Raw genomic sequence first — 15,409 nt, 5'->3', positions numbered from 1 at the left:
AGAGGGGAATATTTATGAAGGTAAAGGAAATAATGACGACAGAGGTAATTACTACAAAGAAGGACAACACTGTGGAGGACGTCATCAAGCTCTTGGTGGATCATAATATCAGTGGGATCCCAGTGGTGGATGATGAAAATTACGTAGTTGGAATTATTACTGAGGGGGATATCATTTATCGAAGTAAGAAGCTACGAATTCCTAGCTATTTCACTATTCTTGATAGTTATATTTTCCTAGACAACCCCAATACAGTACAGGAGCAGATTAAAAAGATGGTGGGGTATAAGGTTGAGGATGTAATGTCGGATACGGTAATTGTTGTGAAGGAAGATGAGACAGTAGAAGAGGTGGCTACAATCATCACCCATAAGAAGGTAAACAGACTACCTGTTGTAAAGGACGGGAAATTAGTTGGGATTGTAAGCAGGAGAGATATTATCAAAGCCTACTCAAAATCATAGAAGCCTGTTGAAAAGATCTCAGCTTCTGTGTCACTGCAAGAACACAGCACCCCAAAATTAACAATCAAACCTACCTCTTTTAAAAGGAGGTAGGTTTTTAAAAAGGAGTTAATTCAAATATGGAGATATTAAGGGTAAAGGGACTAAAAAAAGTATATCCGATGAAGGGAAAAAAGGAATTTGTCGCCGTTGATGATGTTTCCTTTGAAGTGAATCGGGGGGAGGTTTTTGGGCTTTTGGGTCCGAATGGAGCAGGGAAGACCAGTACCATCAAATGTATTTGTGGGTTATTACACTATGATGATGGAGATGTCTGGGTAAATGGGTATTCCATGAAGGATAGTAGAAGAAGAGGATTACGACATATCAGTGCTGTCCTAGAGGGAAATCGGAACATATATTGGAGGATGACGGTGAAGGAAAATCTGGAATTTTTTACTGGAATTAATGGATTCTCTCCATCGAAATCAAAGGAACGAATGGAATATCTCCTACACCAGTTTCAGTTGCTAGAGCAAAGGGATACAGTGGTAAACAAGCTTTCCCGAGGGATGAAACAGAAGGTGGCCATAGCCATTTCTTTAGTTACCGATAAGGAGATCATCCTGTTGGATGAGCCTACCCTTGGGTTGGATGTGGGAATGAGCCACGAGCTCAGGGGACTTTTAAAGACCATTGCCAAGGAAGAGGGGAAGACCATTCTTCTCAGCACCCATGACATGCAGGTGGTGGAGGAAACCTGTGACCGATTAGTGATTATCAACCAAGGGAAGACCATAGTTCATGACACTGTTGAAAATCTAATGAGATTGACCAATCAGCATTTTTACCTTCTTCAGTTGAAGAATCAATTGACTTCTGAAATTAAACAGAGGGTTGCTAAGATTGCAAAAGCCATCAGCCTTCGAAATGATACCAACAATGGTTATACATACTTAATCACCCTTGAAAACCCCAATGGACTTTATGATATTATGGGAATGCTGAGGGATAGTGGGGCAGAATTAAGATTCATAGAGAGGACGAATAATCGTTTGGAGGATATCTTTATCAACTTGGTGAAGGAGGCTGGAAATCATGAGATATCTTCATAGTTTTGTGGCCATAGCCAAGCGGGAATGGATTGAATTAAAACGTTATTGGTTCAATAGTTTGATTGGGTTGGTGATCTATATTGCCATCTTTACAGCCCTATTCAGGGGTGCCCAATACATAGGCCAAAATAATTATGCCTTGAATGAAAGTCTAGAGGGTTTTTTAATCGGTTATGGCTTATGGTTTATGGCTATGGGGGCATTTTCCGACACTGCCCATTCCATCATTGATGAAGCCAGAAAAGGAACTTTAGAGCAATTATATATGACGGAATTACCCTTTACATGGCTTTTGATTAGTAAAAATATCATTTCCACAGTGATTTTTTCCATTATGTTTTTATTGATAATTCAGATCCAGTTATTCATTACGGGTATACAGCTACATATGGATATAATCAGTATTTTTACAACCCTTCTAATCGGGCTATTTGGTCTATATGGGGTGGGTTTAATTATGGCAGGATTAGGCTTGTTATTTAAACGAATTCAAAACCTCCTAGGGGCAACCCAGTTTATCATCGTTGGGGTAATGGTGGCTTCACCTACAGAAATTCCAGTAGTAAGGTTTTTACCCTTTGTCCATGCCCGTGAATTAATTATGGCAATCATGAGGGATGGGATTTCTATTCTACAGTTCTCCAGTGGGGACTGGCTGTTTTTGATTTTAAACTCATTGCTTTATTTGGGTCTAGGGATTTTACTCTACAAGTTGGCGGAGAAGGAAGTACTACGAAGGGGAATGTTGGGGCAGTACTAACCTAGCCTGTTGAAAAGTCTTCATCTTCTGCGTCACTGCGAAGTACCAGAACCCTCACGTATTACTGTATACGCTACGTTCTCTGGTACTTCTTGTTTCTTGAATCTAAAGGCTTTTGAACAGGCTATTCCTTAGGAAAAGTCTTCATCTTCTGCGTCACTGCATAAAGACAGAATAAATATAGAAAATTATGCAATAAATTACGAAATAAGAAAGGAAAGTGATTATGAAACTTGGTTCCCATGTATCGGTATCGGGAAAGGGGCTATTGGCAGCGGCAAAGGAAGCCATTAAGTATCATTCGGATACCTTTATGATTTATACTGGAGCTCCCCAGAATACAAAAAGAAGAAAAGTTGAAGATATGTTTATTGAAGAGGGAAAGAAGCTCATGAAGGAGCATGGAATAGAGGATTTTATTGTCCACGCACCCTATATTATTAACCTAGCCTCGCCAAAGGAGGATACCTTCCAAATGTCGGTAGATTTTCTAAGGGAGGAAATTGTAAGGACAGAGGCAATGGGTTCAAAATATATCGTCATTCATCCAGGAGCCCACGTAGGTACAGGTGAAGAAAAGGGACTAGAGCGTATCATCGAGGGATTAAATGAAGCCATATCGAAGGATCAAACGGTGTCCATTGCCCTTGAAATGATGGCTGGAAAAGGTTCAGAGCTAAATTATCGTTTTGAACATGCAGCCAGGATCATCGAAAAAGTAAAGATACCTGAGAAGCTTTCTATTTGCTTTGATACCTGTCATACCCATGATGCAGGTTATGATATCGTTAATAACTTTGACGGTGTAATGGAGGAATTTGATAAAATCATAGGATTAGACCGATTGCAAATTTTCCACATCAATGGTTCCTTAAATCCAATGGGCTCAAAAAAGGACCGCCACGCCAACATTGGTGCAACAGAGGATAATCCAAAGGGTAGAGATCATATTGGATTAGAAGCAATCAAATATATTGTGCACCATGAGGTTGCTAAAGGCAAACCATGTCTGTTGGAGACGCCTTGGTTGGATAAGAAGACTAATTTATACAAAGAAGAAATATCCCTCCTTCGAGGCTGATGAAAAGCCCTCACAAAAAAACAAAGAGTTAGTAATTTAAAAATCAAACCTTTGAAAAAACTTTAATTTGAAACAGATTAAATACCTACAGGAGACATGTATAATTTATGCTTTGTTCCTGTGGGTTTTATTTTTTCTAAACATGGGGATTGGCTCGGTTATGTTTGCTTGTACGAGGCAAGTCAGCCACTACACCAGTTTCATTAATGAAAACCCCAACTGGACTGTAGTAGATATCTATACCGATGAAGGAATTACGGGAACGAATACCAAGAAAAGAACAGGTTTGAAAAAGATGATTGAGGATGCCAAAGCAGGAAAGATTGATTTAATCCTCACCAAGTCCATATCAAGGTTTGGTAGAAATACAGTAGATGTATTAAAGTATTCAAGGGAATTAAAGGAGATAGGGGTAGCCATTGAGTTTGAAAAGGAACGAATAAATACGATGGAGGCTTCAGGGGAATTAATGATGACAATATTCAGCTCCCTAGCCCAAGAGGAGTCACGGAGTATATCAGAAAACTCTAGATGGGGAATTGTAAAGGGATTCAAGGATGTAAAGGTCTTCTGCAATACCAATAGATTCCTTGGCTATGATAAAGATGAAAATGGCAATCTAGTCATCAATGAAAAGGAAGCAGAAATTGTTAGAAGGATATATCGATACCTTGAGGGGAAGAGTTACCATTCAATAGCCAAAGGGTTAGAAAAGGACAATGTCCCAACCGTCACAGGAAATAAGAAATGGTGGGATAGCTCCATTACAATAATCCTCACCAATGAAAAATATTGTGGAGACTTGCTTCAACAGAAAACTATCACAGTGGATTTTCTAAGCCATAAGAGGGTGAAGAATAAAAACTATGCCGATCAATACTATATAGAAGATAACCATGAAGCCATAATCCCAAGAGAGGTCTTTGAAAGGGTACAGGATGAAAAGGAACGGAGAGCCTTGGCAAGCAATGTTAGGGGTGATCGAAATAAATACTCCAATAAATATGCCTTCAGTAGTAAGATAGTTTGTGGGAATTGCAAGGATACCTTTAAACGGAGGATGTGGAACAGCAATAAGGAATCTAAGAAGATAGTATGGCAATGTAAGACATATATAAAAGAAGGAAAAGACACCTGCGATGCCAAGGCAGTTGATGACCTACTTCTCAAGGATTCTTTTATAAAGATATTCAATGAAATGCAGAGTAATAAGGAGGATTTTATTAAAGCCTTGATGGATAATATAGAAAAGGTACTGGCTAAGAGGACTGATGATAGTAAGGTACAGGAAATAGAGGGTAGAATTGAAGCCTTGAAGGAAGAACTCAAGGGGCTTATCAAACTGAACTCCAAGGGACAAATAGATATAGAAGTTTATATGGAAGAAAATAATAGGATAGCCCATGAACTAGAAGAGTTGAGGAATGATAAGGCACAGATTGAAAGGGATATAAAGTTAGCGAGGGATACAAGGAAAGGGTTAATGAGATAATAGAAGTGTTGGATAGCATGGATGGACTATTAGAAGAATTTGATGATGATATTTTTAATGCCTTGGTGGAGAATATAGAAGTTCTCTCACAAAGGCATTTTATTTTTGTCTTGAAGAGTGGGATGAGGATAGAGGAGAAATTGTAGAATAATGTAAAATGGATGTGGAAATTAATTACCTCATAATATATACTGAGAAGAGAAGATCCTCTTTTCAGTATTTTTATTTACTTTTATGAAAGTTATTCCACTTAAAGTTAAGGAGTGAAGAAATGCCTAGAGATTTAACAAGTTCAGAAATTGATAGACAAAATATATTAAATAATCAAGTTGCTTTGAATGAAATCCAAAAAGAAGCGAATATAAGAGGTGTATTGTTTGAGGGTAAAATTACCTTTACAAAAGAAATGGTTGCAGAGTTCTACAGTATTGATATTAGAACAGTAGAGCGATATTCATCAAAATTTTCAGATGAACTTAAAAATAATGGATATGAGATATTAAAGGGTAAAAGGCTTAAATCGTTTATTTCAGAAATTGAACGACAGGAGGTTCCCGACATTAATGTCGGGAAGTCGATCCCACAGTTAGCAATATATGATTTTAGGGCTTTTCTTAATATTGGAATGCTTTTAGTAGAGAGTGAAAATGCTAGGGTTTTACGACAGATGATGCTCGATATTGTTATTGATATAATTAATCAAAAAACAGGTGGTGCAACAAAATATATTAATCAACGAGATAAAGATTTTCTTGGAGCTTTTTTAGGAGAAGAAAATTATCGTAGAGAATTTACAGATGCATTAAGAGATTATGTTGATATGAATAATTATAAATATGCTAGATATACAGACATGATTTATCAAAGCATCTTTAAAGAAAAAGCTAAGGAGTACAGAGAAATTCTTAAGTTGCAAAGTCGGGATAAAATTAGAGATACTCTTTATGCTGAGATTTTGGATTTGGTAGCTTCTTATGAATGTGGTTTAGCTGAGAATATTAAAAAGGAATATCAAAGACTAGGAAGAAAACTAACAAATTGGGAGACTGATAAAGTTTTTCAGGATTTCGAAAGTTTACCACATTGGAAGCCACTTATAAATAGGGGAAGAAGCAAGATGGCGAGTAGAGATTTAGCGTTAAGGGATGCTTTCCATAAACAACTAGAAGAATATATAAAACCTTTAGAAGCTGATGAATACCAACGTTTCTTGGGAACAGAGGGAGATGAAATTGAAAAACTTATGAAGGATAATGCAGATGTGTTGAAAAGATTGAAGGAGCGTGAATAATATGAATTCATACTCCTATATAACAATAGATGAAGCTTTAAAAATTCATAGTAAAACTGTAGAAAATAGTGGTGGTGGAATTACTCAATGTATTGATTCTAATAAGTTGGATAGCGTATTGCAACATATACAAAACGATGACTACTATCCATGTTTTGTTGATAAAATAACGCATTTGTTCTATTGTACTTGCCAATTTCATTGCTTTGCAGATGGCAATAAAAGAATTGCTATTACGTTGTCAACACAATTCTTATTAAAGAACGGATATATGCTTATAGCTAAGGATTTTATAGGAAAGATGGAAAATATCAGTTACCATGTTGCTGCAGGAAAAATAGATAAAAGTTATTAAAGAAAATAATGCAGTTAATATATGATGGTGAATATGATAGTAATGAAGAAATTAAACTTGACATTTATAATGCTATTAAAGATTAGTGATACTAGCAAATTAGAATGATAGCGTTGAATAGTGAGCAGAGTATAACCCAGCACTACCAACGTTCTGAGGCATGTCGAGTGTACAGTAAAGATATATAAGGGATAAATGATAGAAGGTAGTGGTTCACTCTACCTTATAATAAAATTTTGAAAGGACTGAGTTCTGTGCAACCAAGATTTCAGTCCTTATGTAAGTACTTGCAACTTAGGATGCTAGAAGGCATAATCTTTTAATTCTGCTTATATATTTTATGAACAATATTATAGGATGAATTGATAGTTTTGTCATTTTGAATTTTAAGTTGTGCTATTTTTTAATTATTCTGGTAATATATAACAGTATAAAAGTCAACTGGATTTATATTCTTACTGATGGGATTTGATTGGATTTTAGTATACAGTTTCAATATTTCCAGAATACTTGGCTCATCAGTTATCACCGAGGCTTTGCTACTTACTCCATGGAGAATTACTATTTTATCCGCTGAAATGGTAGATGTTAAAGGCACTCTTGTTTCACATCCAATAATAAGTAATAAGCAAAGGGTTACTAACAGTCCTATTCTTTTCATAGTTTACACCTCCTTTCGATTATCTCGTATTGTTAATTTTGTAAACCAATTTTCTTACCATTATAAAACTTAATTTTGTATGAGGTATCTAATAGACCATGAATTTGCACGAAAAATAAGCAAATCATATTATCAGCATTATTCAGCATATCCACAGGGTTGAGAACATGATAATTTTTAGATTGATGAGGTCTGAGAAAATTAGTGAGTCGAATAAAAAAACCCAGTCCGATGGGTAGGGCTGGGTTTTAATCTTATTGTCCACTCTCAAAAAGAGGAATCATTAACTCAATGTTCTTCATAACGATAGCACTCTTAATTTGGGCTATTTGTTGGTTTTCAGCCTTTAACTCATGCTGTAGGTCCTGTAGAGATAATTCGTATTTTGAAATTACTTTTTCTCCGTCTTTTTCTATGATTTTTTGTCTTAGACCTTTAGCTACTTCCTCTAACTTTTTTGTCTCCTCTAGGGCAGCTTCATAGTCTTCGGCGCTGGCTAAAAGGGCAATTTTACGGGTCAGATACTTCAACTTATAGATTTCATAGGGAACCTTGCTCTTAAAATAGTTACGGAATTCTGCTAAGTAATTGGTTAATTCATTAAGGGACATCAGACTTTCCTCAATTTTTTTATCTGAAATATTTTTTGTTGCTTCATCCATCAATTTTTCGTACTCTTCTGCTTTCGTTTGAGAAACCTTTACATCCTGAAGATTTGTCTCCAACACATTCCACTGACGATGGAGCTTTGTAACATTTTCTTCCACCTTATGCCATACTTCCTCTGGGTCTGATGGAGGAGCCTCTGGCTTGATGATTTCATCCTCAACTTTTTCTTCTTTTAATACTGGAATAATCATGGCTTCTTCCTCAATTAGCATTTTTAGATTAATATTTTTTTGAGCCGCTTGATCTTTTTCCTCTTTCTTTTGATCTACTTCACTTTCTTCTGAGATTTTTTTCTTCTCTTGCTCCATTTTTTCTTTTGCCTTTTCTACACCCTTTATACCATCAATCGTATGCATGGTGGAGAGAATAGTCATTTCTTTCTCTGTTAGTATTTCTGGTACTTCTGGAATTTTACTTTCTTTTTCTTTTGGGGCTGGTTTTTCCGGTTTCGCGCCACAACCCGATAGAGAACCGACTACTAAAATCAAAACCATGGAAGAAATCATTAGAACTTTAAAATATTTTCCCATCCTATCACCTCGAAAATATTTTTTCCAATATAGTTAAAAAAATTACACTTATTTAAAAATAATGCATTAAATATCTTTAAAGAAGTTAAATCGTATGGAATCATTGGGTTTGTTTTCCTTTAAAATATGTAAATGGGTCCTAAGAACTGGCTGAAAACACTAAAGTATATATAGAAAATAGTCGATAGTGAATAATAAAGATAAGAATAAAGATATAGAAAAGAGGCCAGTTATGTTTTTTAGTAGAAAACGAAAGAAAATTCTTCTCGATAAAAATATTATCAAAAAGAACAATGTCCCCATACTGATTAAAGACAAAAGTTGGAGGGATGTTTTCGCCACAAAATCTAATAAATCTATTACCATCTCCAGCAAACAGCTGGAGGAATTATTGCTGGAGCAAATCAGGTGCATGAAGACCTTAGAAGAGAAGAAAAAATTGAAAAGAGAATTGACGGCCAAAATTTTAGTAATGTCGGATAAAATCAACACAAAGGGTGCAGAGGATTCCATAGATGAATTACTTAAATACAAGGAGGACTTTGCCAAGGTTGCTGAAGAATTAGAGGAGTTGTATAAAAAGCTGGAGGAGTATCCTGCGGCTATTGAAGCCCTCAATCGAGATTTATTGGAGGAAACAGTCCAGATTGCCTATGAAGATTTATTGGAGGGGCAAAAGGAGTTGGATGAGATTCATAAAGAAATTGAAAAATTGAGGGAACGCTTAAATGTTCTAAGGGAAAATAAAGAAGGTCTAGATAACAAACTCAGTTATCTGTATTCATATTTACATACCATGATTGGACATGAGGAAATAGAGAAGTTGGATATACATTATTTTAAGAAAGAGGAAGAATAGATAGGTAGTAGAATGAGTTGACTTTTAAAATAGTATATTATAAAGTTCAATAGAAAGAAATCCAAATGAAAAAGGATTTCTTTTTTTGTGTATTTCAATAGGACTATTTAAAAAGTTTAAATTTTTAGTATTTTAAAAACAATTAAAAAATGGTAGGATAGATAATGTAGGAGGGTGTATATGATTAAAGGAATCGGTATAGACATGATTGAGATTGAACGCATCAAAGAGGCAATGGAAAAGAATAGTAAGTTCATTGAACGTTTTTTCACCTCGGATGAAATAGGAATTTTCGAAGAAAAAAACTTTCGTCCCTCGACAATAGCGGGATTTTTTGCAGCAAAGGAAGCTGTGGTGAAGTCTTTAGGGACAGGTTTTCGTCATATGAAATGGAAGGATGTAGAGATCTACCAGGACCCACTAGGCAAGCCCTATGTAAAATTGCATAATAATGGGGCGAAAATCGCATATGATATTGGTATAGAGGATATTTTAATTTCCATTTCCCATAGTCGATTTAATGCTGTAGCCCAAGCTATAGCATTGGGAGGGGAATAATAATTTCATAGGGAGGGTTACGCTTGAAGTTCCTAAAGACTGCTTTAGTACTGATTTTACTATTTTCACTGATAGCTTGTCAGACCCCCACCGATGAAGAACTTTATTACAAAGCACAAAAGAAATTAAATGAGATGGAAGGCTATACAACTTTAGCAAAGATTTACGTCCAAAGAGACGCCGAGGAAAAGGAGTATATTTTTCAACAAACCTTTCAAAATCCCGACAAATATCGTTTGGAGATTTTAGCTCCAGAAAATCTAAAGGGGAACTTAACCATTTCAAATGGAAAGACTGCATGGATCAAACATCCCGCCATCAACCAAGTATGGAGGATGCAGGACTTTGAGCAATCACAGGAGCAACTAATGTTCATTGGATATTTTATGAGGAATCTATTAAATTCTGAGGACTCAAGGGTTGAACGGGAAATGATTGAAGGAAAGAGCTACGGGGTTATTACCACTTCTCTACCTGGTGGCAGTTATTATTTTTATGAACAAAAACTGTGGATTGATTTAAAAACCTTGGTCCCAAGTCATCTACATATTGTGGATGAAAAAGGAAAAGTTAGATTTAGAGTACTTTACGAAGATTTTGTATATAACCCTAAGCTAGAAGATAGCCTATTTAATCTAAACTGATGAGTATATACATTGAACATGTTTTCTGAATACATATTCTAAGCAAATGAAAACATCTACACAAGGGGGAGCACTTTAATGGAGGGGAAGAAATTACTTAGACCTGTATGGGCAGAGATAAATTTAGATCATATCAAGCACAATCTCAATGAGGTAAAGAGGGTAACCAAGAAGGATACAAAGATTTGTTGTGTCATTAAGGCAGATGGATATGGACATGGAGCAGTGGAAATTTCAAAAACCCTAAAGGAAAATGGAGCCGACTGTTTTGCTGTAGCCACCTTAACAGAGGCGATACAATTGAGAAAAGGTGGAGTAGACCTACCAATCTTAGTCTTGGGTTACACACCAGAGGAGCATGGAGAGCGTATACTGGAGCATGACCTGACCCAGACTGTGTATTCCTTCCAACAGGCAAGGGTGTTTTCAGAAACAGCCTCAAAAATGACGAAGATGATGAAGGTTCACATAAAGGTGGATACTGGAATGTCAAGGCTTGGCTTTTATCCACCTGAGGAAGCCTTCAATGATATTGAAGCTATTTTTAACTTGCCCAATATTTTAGTAGAGGGTATGTATACCCATTTTGCCACAGCTGATGAGAAGGATAAAACGATAACGAGAAAGCAGTTTGACAGATATATGAAGTTAGCCCAACAGCTGGAGGAGGCAGGCTATCAGATCCCTATTAAGCATGTATCCAACAGTGCTGCCATTATAGATTTACCAGAAATGAATTTGGATATGGTGAGGGCAGGTATTATGCTTTATGGATTATACCCATCTCCAGAGGTGAGTCATGAAAACGTAAAGTTGAAGCAAGTTATTACATTGAAGTTAAAGGTGGCACAAGTAAAAGTACTACCAGCCGATACAGGTGTCAGCTATGGACATATCTACAAGACTCCCAGCACAAGACAAATTATTACCCTACCAATTGGGTATGCCGATGGATTTACTAGAATGTTGACCAGCAAAGCTGAGGTAATTTTAAAGAATGAAAAGATACCAGTTGTAGGTAGAATTTGTATGGATCAGGCTATGGCAGATGCTACTGGTATAGATGTAGAGATGGGGGATGAAGTTACTATCATTGGCAACGACCCATCTATAGGAAATACAGTAGATGAAATTGCAAAAAAACTTGGAACCATCAACTATGAAATAGTCTGTATGGTGGGAGAACGGATTCCACGGATCTATATGGAAAATAATAACCTTTTACACGTTAAGGATAGTTTGATAGAATAAAAAAGAATGGATGAAGTGTAAGTATAAAAAAGATAAAAAATCGTACAGTATTTTACGATAGATTGTATAAATACTTGGTTATATTGACACACTTTAAATGAATATATATAATGGGATATATATTATCCATATATAAAAATACTAATGGAAAGTATAATCAGCTACTTAGCCATTATCTAATTTTTTGATTCTGAATAATTCTAGGAGGTGCGCAATGGCTGATTCTAAAAGAATTATGATAAGCCTTCCCGATAGTCTACTAAAGGAAATAGACTCAATTGTATGTGATGAAAAAACCAACAGAAGTGAGTTTATTCGTAAGGCAATGCAATTGTATATAAGGGAGAAAACGAAAGTTGAGATTAGAGAAAAGATGAAGCAAGGCTATCAGGAAATGGCAACGATTAATCTTTCTTTAGCGGAGTTAGGATTGAGTTTAGATATATCTTCGTTAGAAAACTATGAGGTCAAAATGGCGGAGTGTGAATAGTGTGAATGTTAAAAGAGGAGATATTTATTATGCAGACTTAAGCCCTGTCATCGGTTCCGAGCAGGGGGGCGTTAGACCAGTGCTGATTATCCAAAATGATATTGGAAATCGCTATAGTCCAACCGTAATTATTGCTGCCATAACATCACAGATAAATAAAGCTAAGCTACCGACTCATATAGAAATTGCTGCAACTGATTATGGATTACCAAAGGATTCTGTAATTTTATTGGAACAGATCAGGACCATTGACAAGCGACGCCTAGAAGAAAAGATAGGTCATATAGATGATGAAATGATGGAAAAGGTGAATGATGCATTGATGATCAGCTTGGGCTTAGTTGACTTTTAAAAAACTAAATTTAGGTAGGAGAAGACTTAAGATTTTCTTAGGTCTTTTTGTGTGTGTACTTCAAATCCAGTTGTAATTGTAGTATAATGATTACATAAATCCATTTGTAAACGGGAGGGGACTGACTTATGTTGAGGAATAATAAAAAGATACTACTTTCACTAATGACCATATGTGGAACAGTGTTTATCGTAGGACAATTGGTTTATGCAATGAATCAAGAACCTGGTTCTACGGAGGACCCTTTAGTAACATTGTCTTTTGTGGAGCAAAAAATTAATGAAGTAAAAGTATATGTTGATGAAAAAATTCGGACAACCCCTTCAACAGGAGGAGACAGTCTGGAGGTAGTTAATCTAAAGGCTGGTGAAAAATTGATTGCCGGTCAAGGAACAGAAATTATCCTAAGAAGTGGAGCTGCTGTTGCAATAGACTCACCGGGTGGTGGTTTATCAAATGTTACAGCTGGGGTGGATATTCGTATGGGAGAGAAAATTCCAATGAACAATCTACTGATTATTCCAAGGGCTGATGGAAGAGGTGCTGAAGCCCAAACTGCCACTGTATTCATGGTGAGGGGTACTTATAGGATTGAATAAGAATATCTTGAAGACTTTAAAGGAAGACTTCCCAGTGAAACGTCAAGGGAGTCTTTTTTATGGAGAAAATATATCTAAACTACATTAGAGGGATGGAACAATATGAAAAATAACAAAATCATTTTAGGTGTTTTATTAATTAGTCTTTTGGTGACAAGTTTTAATTTTATAGGAAGATTTACTGTAGAGTCAGGGAATAAAAGGATTGATATGGTATTGGATTACTATGAATTCAAAGAATTGGCAGATCAATCGGAAGAATCCTTAACATGGTGGTTCCAACAGCTAAAGTCCATGGGGGTTAAAAATGTTGCCTTAAGGGAAGAAACCCTTGAGGACCTTATTGTAGACGGGAAGCCCCTAGAAATAGAGATGGCTGCCAATATTCTATCTGATGTAAATAATAGAGATGGTTATCCAACTCAGTTATTAGAATACCTTCAAAGCAATCCAGAGGATCATGATTTTGATGCTGTTGTGATGACTGATTCCCAGGAATTATACCAATTTATTAGTGAAAAATTACAAGATCGTTATGAATCGGAGAAGTTTACTTTAGTTGAAGACGAAGGAATCTATTCTATCATTTTAAAGGGAACAAAAGAAGAGGCCCTATACCAATACGAACGGGGAATTGATATCAAAGGAAGAGCTTTCCTATTACAACAAGAATTGGTCTCTACAAAGCTGATCAAGCTAGGTTTGGGTCTTGATCCTGAGAAAGTAAAGATAATTCAAGATAGTGGCTTAGAGGTAATGGCTAGACCTTATCAGTATGATGGATGGGAAAGCGAAAAATTATTTTCTGCAACCTTTGATGAATATAAGGAGTTAAACGTAGCTCCTTCGGTGCTTATTTTTGATGGTGAAAGTGTTTTTGGATTCCCTGATTATATGCATATTACAAAGAATTATATGAAGGAGAAGGGGAGTAAAGTAGGCTTAATAGAAAAGTCAGTCCAAGGACAGTATATCAAGCAAGAAGGAATTGATCCATTAATTAAACAATTGGACTATAACGCGGTTGGTGTATTCTCTATGCCGGAATTTATTCAGATGAAATTTGCCCATTTATATTATACAGGAGCAGAAGAAATTGAAAATACCCTATATAGGGCAGTAACAGAGAGAAATATTAGAGTAATTTATTTTAGACCCTTTAAGATTGACAAATTAACCTATGTCACCGACGTGGAAGAATATGAGAAGATGTTTGACCGCTTTGAAGCAAGAATCGCGAGACATGGGATGGAATTAGGGGAAAGTAGTAGGATGGACCCTAAGCGAGTAAGTCCGATTCATCAAATAATGATGGGATTAGGAATTGTAGCGGCAGGAATTCTGCTGCTGAATACTTTTGTTAAATTGAAAGAAAAATATAATATATTATTACTGGTATTTGGTGGCGGGTTTGTAGTAGCCCTTATTTATGGAATCCCTTCTTTAGCAGGTAATATGTTAGCTATAGGGGCGGCAATTGTTTTTGCTTCCTTAAGTATGGTTTATTTTACAGCCAGTTGCTCAAAATATTTACATGGTGACAATAACAATCAAAATTTCATTATCCAACTAGGAAGAGGGATAAAGGATCTATTAATCACTTCTCTGATCTCTTTTGTAGGGGCTTTATATGTATCATCAATATTATCAGATATTGAATATTTTATAGCAATGCATCTCTATCGTGGAGTAAAAATTGCTCAGTTAGTACCAATGGCAGTTTTCCTACTGGCATACCTAAGCTACTTTGGATACAAGCGTAAGAAGGGAAGTAGAAAAGTTGGAATTCAGATATCTGATATTCAAAAACTATTGATGGAGGATATTAAGGTACTCTATGTTTTACTAGGTGGTATTGCATTAGTAGTGGGCTATGTTTATATTGCCAGGACAGGTCATGCCACAGATCTTCAAGCATCCAATATAGAGATACTTGTTAGAAACAAATTAGCCGAACTATTACTGGCTAGACCTAGAACAAAAGAGTTTTTAATTGCCTTTCCATTGTTATTAATGGGTTTTTATGCAGCCCAAAGAAGATATAAATGTTTAATCTTTGCTACAGGAATCGTGGCCGTATTAGGGCAAACATCTATTATTAACACCTTTAGTCATTTTAGAACGCCTGTATATTTATCAATTGCTAGAACGATTTATTCTTTAGGATTAGGAATTGTATTGGGTATTTTCTACATTGTAGCCCTAGAAATAGGAGTGAAGTTATTAAATTCCCTAAGAAAACACTTAAATATTTAGGCA

Annotated in this window: 18 protein-coding genes; 16 read left to right on the top strand and 2 right to left on the bottom strand. The window is 35.9% G+C overall.

Annotation, left to right across the window (positions count from 1 at the left end):
• The first annotated feature begins 14 nt into the window (after positions 1 to 14).
• From JOC73_RS03895 to JOC73_RS03860, 8 genes are all read left to right on the top strand, one after another.
• Entirely contained in the window at positions 15 to 464 is a 450-nt protein-coding gene (locus tag JOC73_RS03895) for a CBS domain-containing protein (protein ID WP_204400553.1), read from the top strand.
• A gap of 119 nt (positions 465 to 583) precedes the next feature.
• The gene (locus JOC73_RS03890) at positions 584 to 1,558 is read left to right on the top strand and encodes an ABC transporter ATP-binding protein (RefSeq protein ID WP_204400552.1); all 975 of its coding nucleotides are present in this window, start codon (positions 584 to 586) and stop codon (positions 1,556 to 1,558) included.
• Positions 1,542 to 2,318: an ABC transporter permease gene (locus JOC73_RS03885; RefSeq protein ID WP_204400551.1), complete on the top strand. Its 777-nt coding sequence runs from the start codon at positions 1,542 to 1,544 to the stop codon at positions 2,316 to 2,318. The genes JOC73_RS03890 and JOC73_RS03885 overlap by 17 nt, the downstream gene beginning before the upstream one ends.
• 226 nt (positions 2,319 to 2,544) lie before the next feature.
• Positions 2,545 to 3,399: a deoxyribonuclease IV gene (locus JOC73_RS03880; RefSeq protein WP_204400550.1), complete on the top strand. Its 855-nt coding sequence runs from the start codon at positions 2,545 to 2,547 to the stop codon at positions 3,397 to 3,399.
• A gap of 160 nt (positions 3,400 to 3,559) precedes the next feature.
• Positions 3,560 to 4,891: a recombinase family protein gene (locus tag JOC73_RS03875; RefSeq protein WP_204400549.1), complete on the top strand. Its 1,332-nt coding sequence runs from the start codon at positions 3,560 to 3,562 to the stop codon at positions 4,889 to 4,891.
• Positions 4,892 to 4,908: 17 nt separating this feature from the next.
• Positions 4,909 to 5,037: a recombinase gene (locus JOC73_RS03870; protein ID WP_204400548.1), complete on the top strand. Its 129-nt coding sequence runs from the start codon at positions 4,909 to 4,911 to the stop codon at positions 5,035 to 5,037.
• Positions 5,038 to 5,162: 125 nt separating this feature from the next.
• Positions 5,163 to 6,182 carry a DNA-binding protein gene (locus JOC73_RS03865; protein ID WP_204400547.1) on the top strand — a complete coding sequence of 340 codons (1,020 nt, stop codon included), beginning with the start codon at positions 5,163 to 5,165 and terminating at the stop codon, positions 6,180 to 6,182.
• Between the two features lies 1 nt (position 6,183).
• Positions 6,184 to 6,537: a type II toxin-antitoxin system death-on-curing family toxin gene (locus JOC73_RS03860; protein WP_204400546.1), complete on the top strand. Its 354-nt coding sequence runs from the start codon at positions 6,184 to 6,186 to the stop codon at positions 6,535 to 6,537.
• Positions 6,538 to 6,940: 403 nt separating this feature from the next.
• Here JOC73_RS03860 and JOC73_RS03855 read toward each other — a convergent pair whose 3' ends face one another.
• Both JOC73_RS03855 and JOC73_RS03850 read right to left on the bottom strand, forming a co-directional pair.
• A complete protein-coding gene (locus JOC73_RS03855) occupies positions 6,941 to 7,198 on the bottom strand; it encodes a hypothetical protein (protein ID WP_204400545.1) in 258 nt (85 codons plus the stop codon).
• Positions 7,199 to 7,452: 254 nt separating this feature from the next.
• Positions 7,453 to 8,397 (bottom strand): hypothetical protein, encoded by a 945-nt coding sequence (locus tag JOC73_RS03850; RefSeq protein WP_204400544.1) that lies wholly within the window; start codon positions 8,395 to 8,397, stop codon positions 7,453 to 7,455.
• 232 nt (positions 8,398 to 8,629) lie between these two features.
• On the opposite strand from JOC73_RS03850, the gene JOC73_RS03845 reads away from it, so the two are divergent.
• The 8 genes from JOC73_RS03845 to JOC73_RS03810 all read left to right on the top strand — a co-directional run bounded on the left by JOC73_RS03845 (position 8,630) and on the right by JOC73_RS03810 (position 15,406).
• Positions 8,630 to 9,256 carry a coiled-coil domain-containing protein gene (locus JOC73_RS03845; protein WP_204400543.1) on the top strand — a complete coding sequence of 209 codons (627 nt, stop codon included), beginning with the start codon at positions 8,630 to 8,632 and terminating at the stop codon, positions 9,254 to 9,256.
• A 180-nt stretch (positions 9,257 to 9,436) separates the two neighbouring features.
• Positions 9,437 to 9,814 carry a holo-ACP synthase gene (gene acpS / locus JOC73_RS03840; RefSeq protein ID WP_204400542.1) on the top strand — a complete coding sequence of 126 codons (378 nt, stop codon included), beginning with the start codon at positions 9,437 to 9,439 and terminating at the stop codon, positions 9,812 to 9,814.
• A gap of 23 nt (positions 9,815 to 9,837) precedes the next feature.
• Positions 9,838 to 10,458 (top strand): LolA family protein, encoded by a 621-nt coding sequence (locus JOC73_RS03835; protein WP_204400541.1) that lies wholly within the window; start codon positions 9,838 to 9,840, stop codon positions 10,456 to 10,458.
• A 78-nt stretch (positions 10,459 to 10,536) separates the two neighbouring features.
• Positions 10,537 to 11,709 (top strand): alanine racemase, encoded by a 1,173-nt coding sequence (alr, locus tag JOC73_RS03830; protein WP_204400540.1) that lies wholly within the window; start codon positions 10,537 to 10,539, stop codon positions 11,707 to 11,709.
• A gap of 214 nt (positions 11,710 to 11,923) precedes the next feature.
• Positions 11,924 to 12,199 carry a CopG family ribbon-helix-helix protein gene (locus tag JOC73_RS03825; RefSeq protein WP_204400539.1) on the top strand — a complete coding sequence of 92 codons (276 nt, stop codon included), beginning with the start codon at positions 11,924 to 11,926 and terminating at the stop codon, positions 12,197 to 12,199.
• The gene (locus tag JOC73_RS03820; protein ID WP_207755048.1) at positions 12,171 to 12,551 is read left to right on the top strand and encodes a type II toxin-antitoxin system PemK/MazF family toxin; all 381 of its coding nucleotides are present in this window, start codon (positions 12,171 to 12,173) and stop codon (positions 12,549 to 12,551) included. The genes JOC73_RS03825 and JOC73_RS03820 overlap by 29 nt, the downstream gene beginning before the upstream one ends.
• Before the next feature lie 128 nt (positions 12,552 to 12,679).
• Positions 12,680 to 13,150, top strand: a complete 471-nt coding sequence (locus JOC73_RS03815; RefSeq protein WP_204400537.1) for a hypothetical protein — start codon at positions 12,680 to 12,682, stop codon at positions 13,148 to 13,150.
• Between the two features lie 102 nt (positions 13,151 to 13,252).
• On the top strand, positions 13,253 to 15,406 hold the full coding sequence (locus tag JOC73_RS03810) for a DUF5693 family protein (RefSeq protein WP_204400536.1): 2,154 nt from the start codon (positions 13,253 to 13,255) through the stop codon (positions 15,404 to 15,406).
• Positions 15,407 to 15,409: the final 3 nt, after the last annotated feature.

Origin of the sequence: Alkaliphilus hydrothermalis (assembly GCF_016908555.1) — a bacterium.
Classification (GTDB): domain Bacteria; phylum Bacillota; class Clostridia; order Peptostreptococcales; family Natronincolaceae; genus Alkaliphilus; species Alkaliphilus hydrothermalis.
Note: the sequence above shows the minus strand (reverse complement) of the source record. Positions and strands in the feature narration are given on the sequence as shown.